The sequence below is a fragment of the Janthinobacterium leeuwenhoeki genome (genome assembly GCF_051380795.1).
In the GTDB taxonomy this organism is placed as follows: Bacteria; Pseudomonadota; Gammaproteobacteria; order Burkholderiales; family Burkholderiaceae_D; genus Janthinobacterium.
This window is the reverse complement of the sequence record NZ_JBNYXT010000007.1, coordinates 60,599-81,692: the sequence shown is the minus strand read 5'-3', so window position 1 is coordinate 81,692 and position 21,094 is coordinate 60,599. Positions and strand designations below refer to the sequence as shown.

23 protein-coding genes are annotated in these 21,094 nt (G+C 63.4%); 7 read left to right on the top strand and 16 right to left on the bottom strand.

What is annotated here, in order from left to right:
* Positions 1-68 precede the first annotated feature (68 nt).
* Both ACQ4WS_RS08620 and ACQ4WS_RS08615 read left to right on the top strand, forming a co-directional pair.
* Positions 69-2,549 (top strand): TonB-dependent siderophore receptor, encoded by a 2,481-nt coding sequence (locus tag ACQ4WS_RS08620; protein ID WP_436475386.1) that lies wholly within the window; start codon positions 69-71, stop codon positions 2,547-2,549.
* Between the two features lie 110 nt (positions 2,550-2,659).
* Positions 2,660-4,168 (top strand): histidine-type phosphatase, encoded by a 1,509-nt coding sequence (locus ACQ4WS_RS08615; protein WP_436475384.1) that lies wholly within the window; start codon positions 2,660-2,662, stop codon positions 4,166-4,168.
* Positions 4,169-4,227: 59 nt separating this feature from the next.
* On the opposite strand, the gene ACQ4WS_RS08610 is transcribed toward ACQ4WS_RS08615, so the two are convergent.
* The 7 genes from ACQ4WS_RS08610 to ACQ4WS_RS08580 form a co-directional block, all read right to left on the bottom strand.
* Entirely contained in the window at positions 4,228-5,526 is a 1,299-nt protein-coding gene (locus tag ACQ4WS_RS08610; protein ID WP_436475383.1) for an MFS transporter, read from the bottom strand.
* 517 nt (positions 5,527-6,043) lie between these two features.
* Positions 6,044-6,367 carry a thioredoxin family protein gene (locus tag ACQ4WS_RS08605; protein ID WP_436475381.1) on the bottom strand — a complete coding sequence of 108 codons (324 nt, stop codon included), beginning with the start codon at positions 6,365-6,367 and terminating at the stop codon, positions 6,044-6,046.
* Between the two features lie 18 nt (positions 6,368-6,385).
* Entirely contained in the window at positions 6,386-7,081 is a 696-nt protein-coding gene (locus ACQ4WS_RS08600) for a fumarylacetoacetate hydrolase family protein (RefSeq protein WP_436475379.1), read from the bottom strand.
* A gap of 76 nt (positions 7,082-7,157) precedes the next feature.
* Entirely contained in the window at positions 7,158-8,453 is a 1,296-nt protein-coding gene (locus ACQ4WS_RS08595; protein WP_436475377.1) for an MFS family transporter, read from the bottom strand.
* A gap of 153 nt (positions 8,454-8,606) precedes the next feature.
* Positions 8,607-9,809 (bottom strand): 3-oxoadipyl-CoA thiolase, encoded by a 1,203-nt coding sequence (pcaF, locus tag ACQ4WS_RS08590; protein ID WP_436475375.1) that lies wholly within the window; start codon positions 9,807-9,809, stop codon positions 8,607-8,609.
* A complete protein-coding gene (locus ACQ4WS_RS08585; protein ID WP_436475374.1) occupies positions 9,806-10,492 on the bottom strand; it encodes a 3-oxoacid CoA-transferase subunit B in 687 nt (228 codons plus the stop codon). Before ACQ4WS_RS08585 ends, pcaF begins: the two co-directional genes overlap by 4 nt.
* Before the next feature lie 10 nt (positions 10,493-10,502).
* Positions 10,503-11,201 carry a 3-oxoacid CoA-transferase subunit A gene (locus ACQ4WS_RS08580; RefSeq protein WP_436475372.1) on the bottom strand — a complete coding sequence of 233 codons (699 nt, stop codon included), beginning with the start codon at positions 11,199-11,201 and terminating at the stop codon, positions 10,503-10,505.
* Between the two features lie 165 nt (positions 11,202-11,366).
* Here ACQ4WS_RS08580 and ACQ4WS_RS08575 point away from each other — a divergent pair, with 165 nt between their 5' ends.
* Entirely contained in the window at positions 11,367-12,194 is an 828-nt protein-coding gene (locus tag ACQ4WS_RS08575; protein ID WP_436475371.1) for an IclR family transcriptional regulator domain-containing protein, read from the top strand.
* A gap of 98 nt (positions 12,195-12,292) precedes the next feature.
* Entirely contained in the window at positions 12,293-13,261 is a 969-nt protein-coding gene (locus tag ACQ4WS_RS08570) for an IS1595 family transposase (protein ID WP_436475369.1), read from the top strand.
* 2 nt (positions 13,262-13,263) lie between these two features.
* On the opposite strand, the gene ACQ4WS_RS08565 is transcribed toward ACQ4WS_RS08570, so the two are convergent.
* The 4 genes from ACQ4WS_RS08565 to ACQ4WS_RS08550 are packed head-to-tail and all read right to left on the bottom strand — an operon-like array spanning position 13,264 to position 15,388.
* On the bottom strand, positions 13,264-14,118 hold the full coding sequence (locus ACQ4WS_RS08565; protein ID WP_436475367.1) for a ChaN family lipoprotein: 855 nt from the start codon (positions 14,116-14,118) through the stop codon (positions 13,264-13,266).
* 43 nt (positions 14,119-14,161) lie between these two features.
* Positions 14,162-14,593: a DUF6691 family protein gene (locus ACQ4WS_RS08560; protein WP_436475365.1), complete on the bottom strand. Its 432-nt coding sequence runs from the start codon at positions 14,591-14,593 to the stop codon at positions 14,162-14,164.
* Positions 14,594-14,601: 8 nt separating this feature from the next.
* A complete protein-coding gene (locus tag ACQ4WS_RS08555; protein WP_436475364.1) occupies positions 14,602-15,027 on the bottom strand; it encodes a YeeE/YedE family protein in 426 nt (141 codons plus the stop codon).
* Between the two features lie 7 nt (positions 15,028-15,034).
* Positions 15,035-15,388 carry an ArsR/SmtB family transcription factor gene (locus ACQ4WS_RS08550; RefSeq protein ID WP_436475362.1) on the bottom strand — a complete coding sequence of 118 codons (354 nt, stop codon included), beginning with the start codon at positions 15,386-15,388 and terminating at the stop codon, positions 15,035-15,037.
* A gap of 333 nt (positions 15,389-15,721) precedes the next feature.
* On the opposite strand from ACQ4WS_RS08550, the gene ACQ4WS_RS08545 reads away from it, so the two are divergent.
* A complete protein-coding gene (locus ACQ4WS_RS08545) occupies positions 15,722-16,129 on the top strand; it encodes a hypothetical protein (RefSeq protein WP_436475360.1) in 408 nt (135 codons plus the stop codon).
* A gap of 70 nt (positions 16,130-16,199) precedes the next feature.
* Here ACQ4WS_RS08545 and ACQ4WS_RS08540 read toward each other — a convergent pair whose 3' ends face one another.
* The 4 genes from ACQ4WS_RS08540 to ACQ4WS_RS08525 are packed head-to-tail and all read right to left on the bottom strand — an operon-like array spanning position 16,200 to position 18,816.
* Positions 16,200-16,379, bottom strand: coding sequence for a hypothetical protein (locus tag ACQ4WS_RS08540; protein ID WP_436475358.1), 180 nt, complete (start codon positions 16,377-16,379; stop codon positions 16,200-16,202).
* On the bottom strand, positions 16,376-16,651 hold the full coding sequence (locus ACQ4WS_RS08535) for a DUF3224 domain-containing protein (RefSeq protein WP_436475356.1): 276 nt from the start codon (positions 16,649-16,651) through the stop codon (positions 16,376-16,378). The genes ACQ4WS_RS08540 and ACQ4WS_RS08535 overlap by 4 nt, the downstream gene beginning before the upstream one ends.
* On the bottom strand, positions 16,651-17,238 hold the full coding sequence (locus tag ACQ4WS_RS08530; RefSeq protein ID WP_436475354.1) for a DUF1697 domain-containing protein: 588 nt from the start codon (positions 17,236-17,238) through the stop codon (positions 16,651-16,653). Before ACQ4WS_RS08530 ends, ACQ4WS_RS08535 begins: the two co-directional genes overlap by 1 nt.
* Positions 17,239-17,253: 15 nt before the next feature.
* Positions 17,254-18,816, bottom strand: coding sequence for a sensor histidine kinase (locus tag ACQ4WS_RS08525; protein ID WP_436475352.1), 1,563 nt, complete (start codon positions 18,814-18,816; stop codon positions 17,254-17,256).
* Between the two features lie 205 nt (positions 18,817-19,021).
* Here ACQ4WS_RS08525 and ACQ4WS_RS08520 point away from each other — a divergent pair, with 205 nt between their 5' ends.
* Positions 19,022-19,360, top strand: a complete 339-nt coding sequence (locus ACQ4WS_RS08520) for a hypothetical protein (protein WP_436475350.1) — start codon at positions 19,022-19,024, stop codon at positions 19,358-19,360.
* Positions 19,357-20,202 carry an HDOD domain-containing protein gene (locus tag ACQ4WS_RS08515; protein WP_436475348.1) on the top strand — a complete coding sequence of 282 codons (846 nt, stop codon included), beginning with the start codon at positions 19,357-19,359 and terminating at the stop codon, positions 20,200-20,202. The genes ACQ4WS_RS08520 and ACQ4WS_RS08515 overlap by 4 nt, the downstream gene beginning before the upstream one ends.
* 166 nt (positions 20,203-20,368) lie before the next feature.
* Here ACQ4WS_RS08515 and ACQ4WS_RS08510 read toward each other — a convergent pair whose 3' ends face one another.
* Complete coding sequence (locus ACQ4WS_RS08510) at positions 20,369-20,695, bottom strand: hypothetical protein (RefSeq protein WP_101482733.1); 327 nt, start codon at positions 20,693-20,695, stop codon at positions 20,369-20,371.
* Positions 20,696-21,094: the final 399 nt, after the last annotated feature.

The following is a 21,094-nucleotide window of genomic DNA, read 5'->3' as shown; positions in this document are numbered from 1 at the left end:
CTTTCGCGGTTCCACTTTGCACATCTCGTGCGTCAAGGCAGCTGAGATCATTCAAAAAGGCTGTCACCATGTCCGTTCAAGTCGTTGCCGTTTCCTCCCCGAACACCCTGCGCACGCGTCTGCGCCCGCTGGCCCTGGCGGCCATGCTGCTGGCTGGCACCGGCCTGCATGTCCAGGCAGTCGCCCAGGCTGCACCGGCTGTCGCCAGCTACGCCATCCCCGCCGGTCCGCTGGCCGGCGCCCTGAACCGCTATGCCCAGCAGGCGGGCGTGTCCATCGTCATCGACGCTGCCAAGGTGCAGGGTTTGCACACAGCCGGCCTGCAGGGCAGCTACGCCATCGATGACGGTTTCGCCGCGCTGCTGCGCGGCAGTGGCTATGCCATCGGCAAGACGGCCACCGGCTATGTGCTGGTGCCCGCGCCGGCAGCCACGCCAACGGCGGCGGCAAGTGCGGCCTCGGCGGCCGAGCGCACCATGCCCTCGATTACCATCGTCGGCCAGACCGAGCAAGGCGCCACCACGGAAGGCAGCGGCTCCTACACGGCGCGCAGAATCACCCTCGGCAAGGGCGAGCAATCGATGAAGGACATGCCGCAATCGGTCAGCGTGCTGACGCGCCAGCGCCTGGACGACCAGGGCATCACGGACTTGCGCGAGGCCGTCAACAACGTCACCGGCGTGGTCGGCGTGCATGGCGTGGGGCCGGGCGTGGTGATCACGGCGCGCGGCTTCCAGATCGACCAATGGCAGTACGACGGCGTGCCGATCGACCGCAATACCTATGCGTTGGGTAACTGGGGCCAGGAAAACATGGTGATCTACGACCGCCTGGAAGTGCTGCGCGGCGCTTCCGGCATGCTCGTTGGCACGGGCAGCCCCGGTGGCTCCGTCAGCCTGGTACGCAAGCGCCCGACCGCCACGCGCAGTGTCAGCATGACGGCGCGCGCCGGCTCGTGGGACCATTATGGCGCCCAGCTCGACGTCAGCAGCCCCTTGAACGCGGACGCCAGCCTGCGCGGACGCGTCATCGTCGATGAAGACGATACCCACTCCTTCGTCGACCAGGTGTGGAGCAAGAACCGCACCCTGTATGCGGCGCTCGACTACGACCTGGGTCCCGCCACCACCTTGGGCCTGGCCATCAGCAACGTCAATGACCGCGGTCGCCCCACCTTCGTCGGCCTGCCCCGCTATGTGGACGGCAGCGCGCTGAACCTGCTCCGCTCCACCTTCACGGGCGCCGACTGGAACCGCAGCGAGGCCAGGCAAACCAACGTTTACCTTGACCTGGAACACCATTTCAATAGCCAGTGGAGCCTGAAGGCATCGGCCGTGAACATGCGGGAAAACACCAGTTCCGCGCACCAGCGCGTGGCCATGCCCATCCGTCCAAACGGCAGCGGCGCGAGCTATGGCGACTTTGCCATGGATTTCGACAACCGCAAGCGCGGCATCGACGCCTACGTACGCGGCAAATTCGACGGCCTGGGCATGGCGCAGGAAGTCCTCGTGGGCGCCAGCTATGTCACGCTGGCGTCGGACGACCGCTTCGCGCGCGTCTGGGAAGGAGGGGCAAACGTCTTCAACATCAACCACCACCGCCCATGGCAAGACCTCGACACTATCGCCGCGCGCCCAAAGGGCGTGACCAGCGACAGCACCTACGAAATACGCCAGAAAGGCCTGTACGGCAGCTGGAACGGCCAGTTGACCGGCAAGCTGAAAGCCGTGCTGGGCGGACGCTTCAGCTGGTATGACTTCCTGTATGCGACGCCCGCAGGTCCTGGTGAACAACTCAACGCCAGCGCCCAATTCACGCCCTCGGCGGGACTGATCTACGCGCTCGATCCGCAATGGTCGGCCTATGCCAGCTATGCCGACATCTTCACGCCGCAAAGCAACCGCGACGTGCAAGGCAAGGTCCTCAAGCCCGTCACGGGCAGCAACTACGAGGCGGGCATCAAGGGGGAACTAATGGATGGCAAGGTGAACACCTCGCTGGCCGTGTTCCGCTACGATCACAAGAACCGCGCCGTCACCGACTATGCCGCCGACCTCGCGTGCGACGGGCAGTACTGCTCGCGCGCTTCGGGCAAGGTGCGCAGCCAGGGCCTGGAAGCGGAAGTTTCCGGCGAAGTGGCGCGCGGCTTGCAGCTGTCGGCCGGTTACGCCTATACGACGACGACCTACCTGGACGATCCGGACGAGCAAGGCAAGGTCTTTTCCACCTGGACGCCGAAACACATGCTGCGTGTCTGGTCCAGCTATACCCTGCCCGGCGCCTGGGACAAGTTCAGCGTGGGCGCCGGCATCAACACGCAAAGCCATACGGTCGATACCGGGTACAAGTTCAAGGTTGGCGGCTTCTCGATCTGGAACGCGCGCCTGGCCTGGCAAGCCACGCCGCAAATGGCCCTGTCAGTCAACGTCAACAATGTTCTCGACAAGCGCTATATCATCCCGGCCTACAACAACACCGGTACGAATAACTACTATGGCGATCCGCGCAACGTGCAGTTCACCCTGAAATACACGCCGAAGTGGTAGGCTGACACCGACCTGTGACAGTACGGGCGGGCACGGCATTGAGCCGTGCCCGCTTTTTTTTCGTTCAGTGCTAGGCTTGCAGCCAAGAAATTATTCCCTCAGAAAAAACCATGCTCCCTCCACCTCCCCTGTCCGGCATTGCGCTGGTCCTGGTCTGCTGCGCCGCTCCCGCCCTCGCCTTCGACGGCCATTACCAGACCAAGACGCCTTACGCGCCGAAGCAGGATCCGGCCACGTATGCCGCGCCGCCGGCCGGCTTCCTGCCCATCTACACGCAACTGGTGGCGCGCCACGGTGCGCGCGGGCTGACCGGCATGAAGGGCGACGCGGCCCTGTACGCGATGTGGCAGCAGGCGGCCGCGCAGGATGCCTTGACGCCGCTGGGACGCGAACTGGGGCCCGATATCCTGGCCCTGATGCAGGCCAACGCGCTGCTCGGCTATGGCGTGGCCGGCATCGAGCGGCCCGGCTACGGCAATCTGACGCAGACGGGCATCGAGGAGCACCGGCAACTGGCCGTACGCCTGCTGGCGCGCCTGCCCGACCTGTTTGCGCAAGTGGAGCAAGACGCGGCCACGGCACCGCGCCAACTCGTCACCATCCACTCAGGCGTGGACCGCGCACGCGACAGTGCGCGCTTTTTCACGCAATCGCTACTCGAACACGCGCCCGCGCTACAGCCGATATTACAAGCCGATGGCGTCAACCGCTTCCTGCTATACGCGCACAAACTGGCACCGAAAACGCACCTCGTCGCCGATCGCGCCAACCCGCATTACGCCACTTATGCCGCCAGCCAGGCCTACCAGCACTACATCAGGACCAAGCGGCTGGACACCCTGATGGCCCCCCCCGCCAGGCAGCCGGCAGCAGCCAAGCATGCGCGCCATGTGCTGGAGCGCTTGTTCACGCCCGCCTTCCTGGCGCAGTTTAACGGCGGCACCACCAGCTATGCGGACACGGGCAGCTACACCTTCACCAGCGCGGACGGCAAACTCACGCGCACCCTGAAGGGCAGCGGCAAGACGGCCATCCGCAGCGTGAATGCGGCCGCCACGACGCTGTATGAGCTGTACGCCATCGCCGCCGGCATGCGCCATGAAGTGCCGGCCGATTTCAGCCGCTACATGCCGGCCGAGGATGCGCGCTATTACGCCTCGGTGGCCGACCATGAGGATTTTTACAAGAAGGGGCCGTCCACCACGGATAGTGCCGGCGTCACCTGGCGCTTCGCCGTGGCGCTGCGCGAGGATTTTTTCCGGGAAGTCGATGCGCTGGCCGCAGGCGACCTGCGCCACGCGGCCAAGCTGCGCTTCACGCATGCCGAGATGATCATCCCGCTCGCTTCGGCCATGGGCTTGCAGCAGGCGCTGCCGCCAGAGACCAGCTACAGCCATGCAGACAGTCCGTGGCGCGGCCAGAGCGTCTCGCCGATGGCGGCCAACATGCAGTGGGACGTGTACCGCAACGGCGCAGGGCAGCTCATCGTGCGCCTGCTGTATAACGAAAAGGAAACGCCATTTAAACCAGCCTGCGACGGCGCGCGCATCGCCCCTGGCAGCGTATTCTACGACTACGCGGGACTGAAAGCCTGCTACGGCCACGTGGCGGCGCGGTAGAAAAAAAGCCGCCAGCTGGGTAGCTGGCGGCTTTCGGGGGATTCAGCTAGCGCGGGCGTTTATTCCCACGCTTCCTTGCCCGCGCGTGGCTTGCCCACAATCAGCAGGGCAGCCAACGTCAGCACGGCCGCCAGCGACAGATAATAGCCCACGTATTGCAAGCCGTAGTTAGTGGCCAGCCAGGTGGCGATGTACGGTGCCAGCGAGGCGCCAAGGATGCCGGCCAGGTTGAACGTCAGCGAGGCGCCCGTATAACGCACTTCGGGTGGGAACAGTTCGGACAGCATCGTGCCCAGCGGTCCGTAGGTCATGCCCATCAGGCCCAGGCCGACGGCCATGAAGACGGTCACTTCCCAGGTCACGCCCGAGCCGAACATGGGCGCGAGCACCAGGCCGAAGATGGCGATGGCGACGGAGACCCAGATCATGGTGGCACGGCGGCCGCGGCGGTCAGCCAGCACGGCCGAAAACGGAATCGTCAGGGCAAAGAACAGTACGGCAAACAGTTGCACGATGAGGAATTCCTTGCGCGTAAAGCCCAGCTTGGTCGTCCCCCAGCTCAGCGCGAACACCGTCATCAGGTAGAACAGCACGAAGGTGGCCAGGGCGATGATGGTGCCCAGGAACAGCATGCGGCCATGCTGGCGGAACACGGTGGCCACCGGCAGTTTGACGACTTCGTTCTTGTCGATGACTTTCTGGAAGTCCGGCGTTTCCGTGATCTTCAGACGCACATACAGGCCGACGATGACCAGCAGCGCGCTGGCCAGGAAGGGGATGCGCCAGCCGTAGCTGAAGAACTGTTCATCGGTCATGGTTTCGCTCAGCAGCAGGAAGATACCGCCCGACAGGAAGAAGCCGATCGGCGCGCCCAGCTGCGGGAACATGCCGTACCAGGCACGCTTGCCCGGCGGCGCGTTTTCCGTTGCCAGCAGCACCGCGCCGCCCCACTCGCCACCGAGACCCAGGCCCTGGCCGAAACGGCACAGCGCCAGCAGCAGCGGCGCAAGGGTGCCGATGGCGGCATAGGTCGGCAGCAAGCCGATGATGACGGTGGAGATACCCATGGTCAGCAAGGCTGCCACCAGGGTGGCCTTGCGGCCGACGCGGTCGCCGAAGTGGCCGAACACGGCCGAACCGATGGGGCGGGCAAAGAAGGCGATGGCGAACGTGGCCAGCGACTGCAGCACGGCGGCCGACGGATCGCCGGCGGGAAAGAACAGTTTCGGGAACACCAGCACGGCGGCGGTGGCGTAGATATAAAAGTCGAAGAACTCGATGGTGGTGCCGATCAAGCTGGCGAACAGCACCGTGCCGGGGGAATTTTTCTTGGGGGGGGTGCTCCGGGGCTTACTCATTTACTGCGCTCCTTGGGGAGGGTGTCTAAAGGCCATTCTCTGGATGTTTTTTCAGGCAGCAGCACAGCACGTTGTCTAGGCGCGTTGTTGGCATATCATAGCCGTGCGCGCCAGCGTTTACCGCGCATTTGCTATTAAATTTGCAAACAAATTCCACGCTGCAACACGCCGTTGTTAACGGTAGACAACGGAGTACCAACGCGCGCCAACGCGCTGTGATCAGTGCTGATTTAGAGAAACAACGGTCGTGCGCCATCCGGTTACCCGGGGCACGGCAGGAAAGGCGTCAGGGGATGGGCGACGTGTATCAGGCCCGGCGTATCGCCAGGCATTCCGTACCAGACCCGCGCGTCGGCATCGCGGCATCGGTCATTTGTGGTGAATCCTTGCCTGCGGCCCCTCCGGGTGGAGCGGGCCGGCGATGATCGCGCCTACATCACTAAGGATGCGGTTGATCTTGCTGTAAGCGACTTATCATACGCGCAGTGGTGCACTGCGGCAAGATAATGCAAGCCAGTTACGCCTCAATCAGGGCAAACGCCCTGGCGATCTCCGCACTGTCGAGCGGGCGCACGAGGCGCGCCACTTCCTGGCCATCTTTCAAAAAGATCAGGGTTGGCCACAGCTTCACCCGGAATGAACGCCCCAGCGCGCGGCCGGGGCCGTCTTCCACGCGCAGATGCGGCACTGCGGGGTGCTGCGCAAAGGCGGCGGCCAGCGGCGCCTGGGTGGCGCGGCAGTGGCCGCACCAGCCCGTGCCAAACTCCAGCAGGGCCGCCCCCGTCAAGGCGTCGATCTCGGCGCGCGTGGGTTGCGCTACAGAATACGTGTCGTTCATCATGCCAGTCTCCCAGTCAGCTTAGACCACTTTCACGCGCAAGGTACCCAGGCCATCGATGGCGCCCACCAGTTCGTCGCCGCGCTGCACGGCCGCCACGCCGGCCGGCGTGCCCGTGTAGATCAGATCGCCCGGCTGCAAGCTAAAGTAGGTCGACAGGTCGGCGATGGTTTCAGCCACGTTCCAGATCAGCATGTCGATGCTGCTGCCCTGGCGCAGCGCACCATTGACGTGCAGGGTGATGGCGGCATGGCTGACGTCGCCTGCCTGCGCGGCCGGGGTGATGGGACCGATGGGCGCCGAGTGCTCGAAGGCCTTGCCCGTCTCCCACGGACGACCCAGTTTTTTCGCTGCGCCCTGCACGTCGCGGCGCGTCATGTCCAGGCCTATCGCATACCCCCAGACGTGGCTCAGCGCATCGGCCACGCCGATATCGCTGCCGCCCTTGCCGATGGCGACGACCAGTTCCATCTCGTGCTGAAAATCCTGCGTTTGCGCCGGATACGGCAGTTCGCCCGTCGTGCCGGCTGGCACGGGCAGCACGGCGTCGTTTGGTTTCATGAAGAAAAACGGCGCCTCGCGGCCCGTGTGGCCCATTTCCTTGGCGTGGTCGACATAGTTGCGGCCCACGCAATAAATGCGGTGGACGGGAAAGGTATCGGTGCTGCCGGTGACGGGAACGCTGGGCTGGATGGCTGCGGGAATGACATACGGCATGAAGACTCCTGATCGGCACGATAAATAGGCGGTGATGAAAAAGGGACACCGCAGTGTCCCCCATTTTACGGCAACCTTACTTCAGCAGGCCCGAGCGGCTCGGGTCGGGCATGCGGATGGCGACGATGAAAGAAATCAGGCACATGATGGTGACGTACCAGTAGAAGTAGTCTTCCACGTGCCAGGCCTTGAACTGCAGCGCCACGTATTCGGCCGAACCGCCGAACATGGCGTTGGCGACCGCGTACGACAGACCCACGCCCAGCGCGCGCACTTCGACGGGGAACATTTCCGCCTTGATCAAGCCGCTGATCGACGTGTAGAAACTGATGATGGCCAGGGCGATGATGATCAGGCCAAACGCCGCGTACGGGCTGCTGATGTCTTTCAGGGCATGCATGATCGGCAGCACGCACAGGGTGGCCAGGCCGCCGAAGAACAGCATCGAAGTACGGCGGCCGATGCGGTCGGACAGGGCGCCGAACACCGGTTGCAAAATCATGTACACCAGCAAGGCGCAGGTCATGACGGCGCTGGCCGTCTTGGTATCCATGCCGGCCGTGTTGACCAGGTACTTCTGCATGTAAGTTGTAAACGTGTAGAACACGAGCGAGCCGCCGGCCGTAAAGCCGAGTACCGTGATGAAGGCGCGCTTGTGCTTGAGCAAGCCGCGCAGGCTGCCCGCGTCCTTGTCCTTGCGCTCGCTGGCGGTGGTCGTTTCCGTCAGGGATTTACGCAGGTTCAGCGACACCAGAGCGGCCAGGGCGCCGAAGACGAACGGGATGCGCCAGCCCCAGGCACGCAGTTCTTCCAGGGTCAGCAATTGCTGCAAGACCACCAGCACCAGCAGCGCCAGCAGCTGCCCGCCGATCAGGGTCACGTACTGGAACGAGGCGAAGAAGCCGCGCTTGCCCGACTCCGACACTTCACTCATGTAAGTGGCGCTGGTACCGTATTCGCCGCCCACCGACAAGCCCTGGAACAGCCGCGCCACGAGCAGCAGGAACGGGGCGAAGGCACCGATGGTTTCATACGTGGGCAACACGGCGATCATCAAGGAACCGCCGCACATCATCAGCACGGAAATCATCATCGACTGGCGGCGGCCGTATTTGTCGGCGATGCGGCCGAACAGCCAGCCGCCCACCGGGCGCATGAGGAAGCCGGCGGCAAAGATGCCGGCCGTCTGCAGCAGCTGCGTGGTGGGATTGCCGGAAGGGAAGAAGGCGTGCGAAAAGTACAGCGCGCAGAACGAGTAAATGTAGAAGTCGAACCATTCGACCAGGTTACCGGAGGAAGCGCCAATGATGGCCTTGATGCGCTGCTGGGAAGTCAGCTGCGCAACGTCATGCGGAGTATCGTGGGATGTCATATCAATCTTCTTGTTCGTGTAAAAAAGCCAACGCCAGCCGGGTTGCCCGGGCCGGTTTGGCATCATACGCGCTGGATCAGGCTCAAAAAGGCGCCCGGCATACGCGTTAATACGTATCGCCGGCAACTTTTTTCGCCTGCCGGCGCGCAGTATCTAGACCCGTTCCAGCACCAGCGCAATACCCTGGCCCACGCCGATGCACATGGTGCAGAGCGCATAGCGTCCGCCCGTGCGGTGCAGCTGGTTGACGGCCGTCATGGCCAGGCGCGCGCCCGACGCGCCCAGCGGATGGCCCAGAGCAATCGCGCCGCCGTTCGGGTTGACGCGCGGGTCGTCATCCTGCAAGCCCAGCTGGCGCAGCACGGCCAGGCCCTGCGCGGCAAACGCTTCGTTGAGTTCGATGACGTCGAAGTCGGCCAGGCTCAAGCCCGTCATGGCCAGCACTTTCAAGGTGGCGGGCGCGGGGCCGATGCCCATGATGCGCGGCGCCACGCCGGCCGTCGCCATGGCCACGACGCGGGCGCGGGGCGTCAGGCCGAAACGGGCCGCGTTCGCTTCGTCGGCCAGCAGCAGCGCCGCCGCGCCATCGTTGACGCCGGACGCGTTGCCGGCAGTAATCGTGCCGTCCGCGCGCACGACGGGTTTTAATTTGGCCAGGGTGTCCAGCGTGGTGGCGCGCGGATGCTCGTCGCGGGCAACGATGAGGGGTTCGCCCTTCTTTTGTGCGATGCTGACGGGGCAGATTTCACTGTCGAACACGCCCGCCTGCTGCGCCGCCAGCGCTTTTACCTGGCTGGCCAGGGCGAACGCATCCTGGTCAGCGCGGCTGATGCCAAACTCGACGGCAACGTTTTCCGCCGTTTCCGGCATCGAGTCGACGCCGTACTGGGCCTTCATCTGGGGGTTGATGAAACGCCAGCCGATGGTCGTGTCTTCCATTTTCATGCCGCGCGAAAAGGCGCTGTCGGCCTTGCCCATGACAAACGGTGCCCGGCTCATGCTTTCCACGCCGCCGGCGATCAGCAAGCCCGCTTCGCCGCTCTTGATGAAGCGCGCCGCGCTGCCGATGGCGTCCAGGCCCGAGCCGCACAGCCGGTTCAGAGTGGCGCCCGGCACGCTGTCGGGCAAGCCGGCCAGCAGCGCGGCCATGCGCGCCACGTTGCGGTTATCCTCACCCGCCTGGTTGGCGCAGCCGTACAGCACGTCGGTGACGGCAGTCCAGTCCACCTCGGGGTTGCGCGCCATCAAGGCACGGATGGGTACGGCGCCCAGGTCGTCGGCGCGCACGCCAGCGAGTCCTCCGCCATAGCGGCCAAAGGGCGTGCGCTGGGCGTCGCAAATGTATGCGTGGGTCATATTCTTTTCTCCAAGAAAGTGGTTTGCGTATTGATGGTGCATTCACGTCCGTCCGCCAGCGGCACGGCCGTCAACGCTTGTAGTTGCGCAAAGCTCAAGCCATCGGCCAGTTCGACGACCGTGGCGCCGTTTGGCCCCAGATCGAGCACAGCCAGGTCGCTGTAGATGCGGCTGACGCAAGCGATGCCCGTCAGCGGATAGCTGCAGGCCTGCACCAGCTTGCTTTCACCCGTCTTGGTCAGCAATTCCATCATGACCCAGGTTTTTTTCGCGCCGATGGCCAGGTCCATGGCTCCGCCCACGGCCGGAATGGCGTCTTGGGCGCCCGTGTGCCAGTTGGCCAGGTCGCCCGTGGCGGACACCTGGAAGGCGCCCAGCACGCAGATGTCCAGGTGGCCGCCGCGCATCATGGCGAAGCTGTCGGCATGGTGAAAATAGCTGCCGCCCGCCAGCAATGTGACGGGCTGCTTGCCCGCGTTGATCAGGTCGTAATCTTCCTCGCCGGGCGCGGGCGCGGGGCCCATGCCGATCACGCCATTTTCGCTGTGCAGGATGATGTCGGCGCCAGCCGGCAAGTGATTCGCCACCAGGGTCGGCAAGCCGATACCCAGGTTCACCACGGCGCCTTCATGGATGTCGGCCGCCACGCGGGCCGCCATTTGCTCTCGATTCCATTTATTCACTGGATACTCCTCAAACAGCTTTGAAGCCGGCGGGGCCGGTGGCCGTGCGCGGCACTTGCACGATGCGCTGCACGAACAAGCCCGGCGTGATGACGTGTTCAGGGTCGATGCTGCCCAGCTCAGCAACTTCATGCACGGAAGCAATGCTGACTTTCGCGGCCATGGCCATGATCGGGCCGAAGTTGCGCGCCGTCTTGCGGTAGGTCAGGTTGCCCCAGCGGTCGCCCTGCTCCGCCTTGATCAGCGCGAAATCGGCGTGGATGGGCGACTCGAATACCTGCATGCGGCCATCGATCTCGCGCGTTTCCTTGCCTTTGGCCAAGTCCGTGCCATAGCCGGTGGGCGTGAAAAAGCCGCCGATGCCGGCGCCGGCGGCGCGGATGCGCTCGGCCAGGTTGCCCTGCGGCACCAATTCGAGCTCCAGCTTGCCCGCACGGTACAGCGCGTCGAAGACGTGGGAATCGGCCTGGCGGGGAAACGAGCAAATGATCTTGCGCACTTGCCCGTTTTTCAGCAGGGCAGCCAGGCCCGTATCGCCATTGCCCGCATTGTTGTTGACGATGACGAGGTCGCGCGCGCCCTGGGCGATCAAGCCGTCGATCAGCTCGGCCGGCTGACCCGCGCCGCCGAAGCCGCCAATCATGACGGTGGCGCCATCGTGGATATCGGCCAGCGCATCAAGCGCGCTGGAACGCAGTTTGTCGATCATTGCTGCCTCCTACAAATCAAACCCATCAGTTATTTGTTCGCATTGCGAACATATATTCGTATTTAGAACTTATTCGTGAGAATATGCCTGATCGGGGCGCTTGTCAATTTGCCGCTTTCACCAGCGCCATGGCTATAATTGCCACCTTGATCCATTGGAATCGCCATGACCGCACGCAGCAGCACCTCCCTTTCCGCCGAAGCAACCGTCGATGCCGACGGCGCCCCCCGTCCCGGCGACAGCTATGTGCAATCGTTCGCGCGGGGCCTGGCCGTCTTGCGCAGCTTTGGCGCGGACGCGCCGCAACAGACCCTGAGCGAAGTGGCGGAGCGGGCGCAGCTGACGCGCGCGGGCGCGCGGCGCATCTTGCTCACCTTGCTGCATCTCGGTTATGTGGAAGCGGACGGGCGCCTGTTCCGCCTGACGCCCAAGGTGCTCGACCTCGGTTACGCCTATCTGTCGTCCCTGCCCGTGTGGACGCAGGCGCAGCCGCTGCTGGAAGAATTGATGCAGACCTTGCGCCAGTCGTGCTCGGCCACCGTGCTCGACGGCGACGACATCGTGTATGTGGTGCGCCTGTCCGCGCACCGCACCATGTCGATCAACCTGGGCATCGGCAGCCGATTGCCCGCCTACTGCACCTCGATGGGACGGGTTTTACTGGCGGGCCTGGCGCCCGAGGTGCTGCGCGAACGGTTGTCGACAATGACGCTGCTGAAAATTACGCCGGCGACCAAGGTCGATATCGAAGTCTTGATGGAAGAGATTGCGCAAGTGCGGCGCCAGGGCTGGTGCCTGGTGCAGGAAGAGCTGGAACAGGGCTTGATCGCCCTGGCCGCGCCCGTGTTCGACCGGGCAGGCAAGGTGGTGGCGGCGATCAATGTCAGCGGCCAGACGGCGGGGCCGTCCGTGGCGCACCTGCTGGAACACAGCTTGCCGAAACTGCTCGATACGGCAAGCCGGGTCAGCGCCCTGGTGCGGGTGCAGCAGTGATTATTTTTGGCTCTGTCCTCAGTAAGTAGGGGAAATGCCGGAATCTTCCCTTGGCTGTGCTGTCTGACTCTGCATACTCACCACAGAGGGAGCAGATCATGCAGCCAGCCGAATGGATCAGCTTTATTGCGCAGTTTGCTCAGTTGAACCGGCGCCAGCGGCAGGCAGGCATGGCCCTGCTGCGTGGCAACGCGCCACACGACGCAACCGTCGCGCTGCTGGAAAATGTGGCGCAGCCGCGATTGGCCTGTCCCGCCTGCCACTCGCATCACCTGCACCGGCATGGCCATGCGCACAGCCTGCAGCGCTACCGCTGTGTGCCTTGCGGGCGGACCTTCAACGCCTTGACGGGTACGCCTCTGGCGCACTTGCGCTATAAATCGTTGTGGCTCGATTATGCCGATTGCCTGCTCGGCTCCGCCTCGGTGCGCCAGGCGGCCAGCCAATTGGGCGTGCATCGCAACACCACGTTTCGCTGGCGGCACCGTTTTCTCAGCGTAGCCAAGACGGACCGGCCGCATGGCCTGCATGGTATTACCGAGGCCGACGAGTTATATCTGCTGGAATCGGAAAAGGGATCCAGGCAGATGACGCGTCCAGCCCGCCGCCGGGGCGGCCGTGCCCACCAGCGCGGCATATCGAATGAACAGGTCTGCATCCTGGTGGCGCGCGATCGCACGGGCCAGACTCTCGATTTCGTCACGGGCAGAGGCGCGCTGACCAAGGCACAGCTGCACCGCTGTTTGTTGCCCGTCATCGACAAGGATATTCTGCTGGTGACCGATGGCCATGCGGCCTACCGGGCTTTTGCGAGGGAAGCGGGCATCAGCCACCAGGCCGTCAACTTGCGCGCAGGCATCCGCGTGCGGGGTGCCACTCACGTACAGAACGTCAACGCCTATCACAGCCGCTTGCGCGAATGGCTGCGCCCCTTTCACGGCGTGGCGACGCGCTACCTACCGAACTACCTGGGATGGCGCTGGGTACTCGACGCCAGGCGCATCCGTTCACCAGAAACGTTATTGAAAGCAGCGCTGGGAGCATTCCCACACTTGACGGTGACATAGCCTTATTTTTTAAACTTCGCGCACGGATCGGGGCGCGGCTGCGCCGGCATCGTTTGCGTCAGGTCGAAGGTGCCCTGGTAGCCGCCGCCCTGTTCCAGGTAGCCGATGCTGCGCTGGTTCAGTTGCGGGTCGGCCAGCTTCAGCCAGCGGGGCACGCCGATATCCTTGCGCACATGCGCATTGCTGGCGATCAGCACCACGTCGCGCGGCGCCTGATCGCGGATCAGCTTAGCCATCCAGATATCGCGCGCCACCTGGGCGTTGACGACACCTTTCATCATCATGTCGGGCAGCATATTGCAGCGGGCCGCCTGGACTTCCTTCTGTTGCCCTTCCAGAATATCGGCAGGTACAGGCGCGGCCAGGTAAGTGGCCACCATGGCAGGCGGCATGGACCACTGGATGCCGTCACGCACGATGCGCGAGGCATCGGCCGGCGACAAATTGCCGGCGACCAGGCTCAGCTGGTAGCTGATGACGAGGTCCAGCACGGGCCGGTACAAGCTCCAGTCCCAGCGCGGCTGCTCCATCACGCGGATGATGCAGTCGGGGTCGGCGCAATCGCGCGCGGCGCGCGTCAGCAAGTCCTGGTTTTCGCGGTCGAACTGTTCCATGACAATCACGGGACGCCAGCCAGCTGCCAGGCGGCGGCGCAATTCCTCGACGCGCAAGCGCTGGCCTTGCGCATTGTCATGCACTTCACCCAGCAGTAGCACTTGCGGATTGGGCAAGGTGTCGGCCACGGGCACGGGAGCGGGCGGCGCTTCCTTTTTCAGCAAGCTGCCGCAGGCGGCCAGCGCCAGCACGCTGCATAGCAGGGTGGCGCGCGCGCCGGCGCGGAAAATCACGGTCTTCATGTAAGCGGGTATCCAAAGTGGCGATGGGCCAGATTGTACCGTCTCAGGCCGGCGCGGGCAGCTTGCGGCGCTCCAGCACTTCAAACAGGGCCATGCCGGCCAGCATGGCGCCGACAAACAGCCAGGCCTTTGGCTGGCCCGCCAGCAGGGACACGAGGGCGGGGCCGGGACAGAAACCGGCGATGCCCCAACCCGCGCCAAAGGCCAGGCTGCCCAGCAGCAAGCGCCGGTCGATGCGCCGCGATGCAGGCAATTGCATGGGCTCGCCCAGCAGCGACTTGCTGCGCCGCCGCGCCAGCCAGAAGGCCGGCAGGGCCACGCCGATGGCGCCGCCCATCACCAGCGCCAGCGACGGATCCCAGGCGCCGGCCAGGTCGAGGAAACCGAGCACCTTGGCCGGGTTGCCCATGCCGGAGACGATCAGGCCCAGGCCGAAGACGAGGCCGCTCAACAGGGAAAGGATCAGCTTGCTCATAGGCTTGCTCACAGATGGCGCAACAGATACACGGTGAGGAATCCGGCCGCCATGAAGGCACAAGTGGCCGCCAGCGAACGGGGAGACAGGCGCGACAGGCCGCATACGCCGTGGCCGCTGGTGCAGCCGGCGCCATAGCGCACGCCCACGCCCACCAGCAAGCCCGCCACGATCAAGGCTGGCGTGCCCGCGTCGATCTGCACGGGCGGCAAGGCTTGCCACAACTGGTACAGCAGGGGCGTGCCGAGCAGGCCGGCAAGAAAGGCGATGCGCCAGCCCAGGTCGCCCTGGCGCGGACGCAGCAAGCCGCCGAGGATGCCGCTGATGCCGGCGATGCGGCCATTGAACAGAATCAAGAGCGCAGCCGCCAGGCCGATCAGCATGCCGCCCGCCAGCGAGGCCCACGGCGTGAAGTGCTGCCAGGTTATGTTCATGGCGGGTTCAGTCGGCTTCGTCGTTGAACGGGGCGCGCGGCGCGCAAAATTGCGCGTACAACACTTGCAGCACGGCCAGCACGGGCGCGCTGGCGACGCGGTAATAAATCTGCTTGCCGTCGCGTCGCGTGGCCACCAGCATCTCTTCGCGCAGCACGCCCAGCTGCTGCGACAGGGTCGGCTGGCCGATGCCCACTTTTTGTTCGAGGTCGCTGACGCAATGCTCGCCCTGCGATAGCTGGCACAGCAGCATCAAACGGTCGGCATTGCCCATGGCCTTGAGCAGCGAGCTGGCCTTGTAGGCCGAGCCACGCATGGCGTCGAGGCTGTATTCGGCGTGTTGTGTTGCGACTGTCTCCATCTTGCCCTCCCACAGGCGGTCATATTGATCATCATGCGATAAACAATATATTAATCAATATACTGTTTTCCTGCTGGCGATTCGCACAAAAAAACAACAGTGTTTTTCGGCGATAGCGTGCTCATGCCAAGTGTGCGGCAGCGATCATGTTTACGCTATCAGAATGACAAATATTCGTAATAAACAGGAAATAAACGTATCAAAATTGTTACGATCCATGCTGTAATAAGAGAACAGCAGAAAAACCATGATACGCCCCCGTACAGGCGAATTGTCCGTCCATGCGCAAGCCGGTTTCGGCGGCGCCGCGCGGTGAACAACAGGGAGAGCAAGATGGGAATCAATCAGCTGCTATGCGTGGCCTTGCTGGCGCTGTCGGCCAGCGCAGGGAGCGTGGCGGCAGTCAGCGACACCGCGCCCGGCAAGCTGCACGAAGCCGGCGAACACGTGACGATCGATGAAAGCATCAGCTTGAATAATAATCCCGGCTGGGAAACGCCGGACTTGCCGTATGCACGTCTGCTGGCCAGCAGCAGCGCGACCGCGGCACCGCACTGGAGCACCGGTGGCGCGCGTCATGTGGCACTGGCGCCGCCCAGGTCCATGACGGCCGCGCCCGCACAGCAAGCCAACGTGCCGGCCCCCGTGCCTGAAGCAAGCATGGTCTCGATGCTGCTGGTGGGATTGGGCCTGGTAGCCTTGAGCCTGCACGGCGAGAAACAGGAAAAATTCGATAATTGACGGCGCCGGCACTGGCAAGACACTGTTGAAAAACATTCCGCCTGGTGCGGAATGTTTTTTCATGACGCCATCATTTGTCCAGCAGGCGGCACACCCTTTCGATATTTCCAACAGGAATGCCTGACTTCAGGGCGCGCGCGATGCAGCCTGCCTTGTCCGGCCCCGAGGCGGACATGAGTACGAAGGCCATGCCCAGGGCGCCGACGGCGACCAGCAGGATCAGCACGCCCTTGACGATATCCCAGTTCATGGCGTCTCAGCAATGTCATACGTGAAAGCATAATAATGCTTGCCGTCTTCGATACGGATGGTCAGGCTGCCTTCCGCCCGCTCCAGCGCCACATAGCCTGCTGAACCGGCCACGGCGGCGCGCACGCTGAGCATTTCGCCCTGCGCGCTGGCGTCGAGAACGTCGTGGTAGCGCTTGGCTAGCGGCAAACGTCCCAGCCCCGATTGCGCGGCCGTGTCCGACGAGGTTTCCGCGGTGATGGTGACGTCGAAGGTACCGGCAATGGAAGGCATCAGTGCTCCTTGCCAAATGAGGATGTGGCTGCCGCATCCGGCCCGTTCAGCAGCGCATGCAATTTTTGCATGGTGGCCCAGTTGCGCGAGGTGACGCCATCGCCCAGCAGCACGCCCAGCGCCGCCACCACCTTGCTGGCCAGTATGCCATCGGGACACCAGGCATACGCGGCCCAGCGGCCCAGCGCCAGCGCTTCCGGCTGCCACGGCTGCTGCACCAGGGGCGCCAATCGCTGCATGTCGGCCGGATTATTCAGCACCAAGGTCAGCAGACGGGCCGCATCGGCTGCCGGCGCCAGGGGGTTTTGTTCGATCAGTTCGGCAAACTGGCTGGCCGACAGCACCGTCACCCTGGCCGCCACGCCCAGTTTCAGCACCAGCGCTTCCTCGATGCGGGCAGCGGCGTCGGCCGGCGCGACCTTGCCGCCGTCATACACGACGTTACCGCTGTTGAGCACGGTACGCACCTGCGCAAACCCCAGGTCGCCCAGCAGCTTGCGCAGGTCGGCCATGGCCACGCGCTTGGCGCGGCCCACATTGATCCCGCGCAAAAGCGCCACTTGCTGAGTGTTTTCTAGCTGTGCCATGTCTCTTCTCCTTGCCTATACCGGGCTGCTGCTTTCCGGCAACGGCGTCACCATGGGCAGGCGCAGCAGGAACGTCGCGCCCTGCCCCAAGGTGCTGCTGACCGTGATGGTGCCGCCAAACTGCTTGGCAATCAAGTTGAATACGATATTCAAGCCCAGGCCCGTGCCGCCCTGCCCGCGCCGCGTGGTGACAAACGGGTCGAACACGCGGTCGAGCATGTCGGGTGCGATGCCACGGCCGTTGTCGCGCACCTGCATGGAGATCCACTCGCCGTCGCGACACACGTCGATATGGATGTTGCCGGCCGTGTCCGCGTCGAAGGCGTGCTCGACACAGTTCAAGACCAGGTTGGTCAGCACCTGCGCCAGCGCGCCCGGATAGCTGTCGAGCATGATGCCAGGCGGGCAATCGATAGCGATGCGGATGCGCGTCTTTTTTAGGGTCGGCTGCAGGCTCGATATCACTTCACCGATATAGTCGCGCAATTCGAACAAACGGCGCGCCTCGCTGACCTGGTCGACGGCGATCTGCTTGAAACTGTGAATCAGGTGCGCGGCGCGGTAGGCATTGTTCATGATCAGGCGCGCACTTTCGCCGGCCGTTTCCAGGTAGCGCACGATATCGGTCTTCTTCACGCCCCCCCCCGCCACCGCCGCGCTGATGGCATCGGTGGCTTCCTTCAGCACCGATGCGCTGGTCAGCGCGATGCCGACCGGCGTGTTGATTTCATGCGCCACACCGGCCACCAGGCTGCCCAGCGAGGCCAGGCGTTCCGACTGCAGCAACGACTCCTGCGCGCGGCGCAGCTCGTCCATGGCCTGCGCCGTCTCCTGCTGCGAGCGGCGCGCCATGTCTTCCGCCTCGCGGCTGCCCTCGATGATGGACTTGAGCTTGCGCTGCACGGCATTGAAGCCGCGGATCACATCGCCCAATTCGTCGCGCCGGTTTTCCGGCAGCTCTTCGACGTCGTCGCTGCCGCGCGTGGCCAGGTCGAACAAGCCGTCGCGCAACTGTTTCAAGGGGCCGAAGACGATGCGCAGGCTCAGCGCCAAGGCGCCCACCAGTATGATGTCAAGTAGCAACACTTCCAGCACCTTGCGCCGCACTTCGCCGCGCAGGGCCGCATCGATCTGCGCGCGGCTGAAATTGACGACAACCTTGCCGACGATGACTGGCTTGCCGCCACTGGCCACGGCCACGGCGTCGCGGAACACCAACGGCGCCTCGACGGGCGTGCCACCCATGGCCACGTCGGAGGTCAAAGGCACCAGGGTGCCGGCCGCGTCGCGCACTTCGCCCGCGAACAGGCCGACGGAGGCGTCGTAGACGCGGATGCCGACCAGTTCCGGTGGCAGCATTTCGGCAGCAACGATGCTGTCGACCTTGGATTTGTCGAGATCCCACAGCGCGGAAGGCAAGCTCGTCTGCAAGCGCGTGAGCACGCCGCTGCGCAAGCGCGCGCTGCCCGATTCGAGTTCCTGGCTCAGTGTATATTGGGTATAGCTACCCGAAATACCCAGCACCAGGGTGACGATCACGACAAAAAGCAGGGTCAGCCGGACTTGGATACTCACCATCGATCAACACTCCCCTGGCCAGGCCGGCCGCCGGCCCGCGGCGCGGGCGCAGAGACGTCAGCGGACAACAGCCTGAATCAAATGTACGGTATGGCATGCTTAATGGCAAGATTTACAGCAATGCCGTTTTCCGCAGGGCATTGATACAGCTTGAGACATTGCGTCATGGCAATGGTAATATCCCGCAATCATCTAAGGAGTCGTCATGGCGGTCATGCATCAACATCTACCCCTGGAACAAGTTCGTCCCGGCATGGTTTTGTCGGATGTCTTGCTCGATGCGCATGGACAAGTGCTGTTGCCGCAAGGCGCGGTATTGACAGAAAACATGCTGGCCCTGATGCCGCGCCACAACATCGACATGCTGCCGATCCAGGCGCCGCCCCCCTCGCCGGAAGAAATCGCCGCGCAACAGGCTGCCGACAGCGAACGGCTGGCCTACCTGTTCCGCAAGCATGACCCGGACAATCCCGAAGACGCGGCCACCACCTTGCTGCGCAGCTATGTCACGGCGTACCGCCTGGGCACGGGAGAGGCCGCATGAGCACCCAGCTGACCCTCGACGACATCGTCACCCACCTCGATGACTTGCCTTCGCTGCCCGCCGTCGTCATGGAACTGTTGAATAGCATCGACCAGGAAGACGTCGATATTTCCGTGCTGGCCAAAAAAGTGTCATACGACCAGGCACTGACAGCGAAAACCCTGCGCCTGGCCAACTCGTCCCAATATGGCTTGCAAGTGAAGGCCACCACCATCCAGCAGGCGATCACGTACCTGGGCTTCCAGACCACGCGCAGCCTGATCACCTCGGCCGCCATCACGGGCTGCTTCCCGGAAGGACGCTGCTCCGGCTTCGACGACAAGGCCTTCTGGCGCCATTCGGTGGCGACGGCCGCCTGCGCCAAGGTGCTGGCGCGGCAGATCCGCTTCAACCAGGATTATGCGTTCACGGCCGGCTTGCTGCACAACATCGGCCGCCTGGTGCTGGTCAGCAGCTTTCCCGTGCACTACGCGCAAGTCATCGCGCACCAGGCGGCGCACGATTGCAGCCTGCTCGAAGCGGAGCAAACCGTGCTGGGCGTGGACCACGTGCAGGCCGGCGTGGCCCTGGCCGAACACTGGAATTTTTCCGACACCATGCGCCTGGCACTGGCCAACTACCTGCAGCCGGAAACGCCGGGGGCAGGCTTCCTCGCGTCGCTGATCCACGTGGCCAATGCGATTGTTTGCGCGCTCGACCTGGCGCAGGCGGGCGACGAGATGGTGCCGCGCGTCTCGCCGGTAGCCTGGGATGCGCTGGGCCTGGGCGAAGACGCGTATGTGCAACTGTTCCGCGAAACGGAGCTGCGCTACGATGAAATCACTTCTGCACTGCTGAGCTAATCAATCTCCTCACAAGGCCGTAAACGCAAACGGCTCTCGCTGCGAGGCGAAAGCCGTTATGGGTACTGCGGTGTATCCCTGTTACCCGGTCCATGCTGCCCGGTCCACGCCAGCCTGTTGCCGCCAGCAGCTACGCAAGCGGCACAGTCAGCGCGCAACCGCCACATCAGTGCGCGTAATTCGATTCTTGCGCATCGCCGCGGTCTTCCGCTTTTGGACGGCCCTGGGCATCGGACAGACGATACTTGGTGCGGCGGTCGCCCATCAAGTCGCGCAAGTCACGGATGCTCATGCCCGTCACTTCGTGCATGCGGATCAGCAGCGAGGCGCCGACCGGCAAGCGGTGGTGGCGGATCTTGCTGATGACCGGTGGCGCCACTTCGAGCAGACGCGACAGGGCTGCATCGTTTTTCAGCTGCATCTTGCTCAGCAGAATGTCCAGCAGGTGGTTCGGGTTGTAACTCTCTTGCGATGCTAATGCATGATGTGTCATGATTTTTCCTCGTCTGGTGAATGTAGAAAATAATGCCGATACGAACTTAAGGCTGGCTTAGAGTGTTCAAATAAACGTCTTTCCATCAAATTCAGCCCTCCCTCCTTATCGTCATGCCTGCACAGGACTCGCACAGCCACGCCCAGCCAACGTCCGCAGCTTGCCGCGTGAGTAAAAGCACTGCAACTCACTGAAATGAATTGCATATAAGGCAATATACTAGCCCAAACACGCAGCATCTGCGCCTCGCGCAAACTTCCTGATTGTTAAATATCAATCAAGCTGCTAGTTGGCTTGGCAACGATGCTATTTCAACACATTAGGACGCCAGCGGGCGCACACAAGGCTTTGCAGCAACTTGTTACAAATCAACGGTGTCGTACGGCAATAAATACTTTT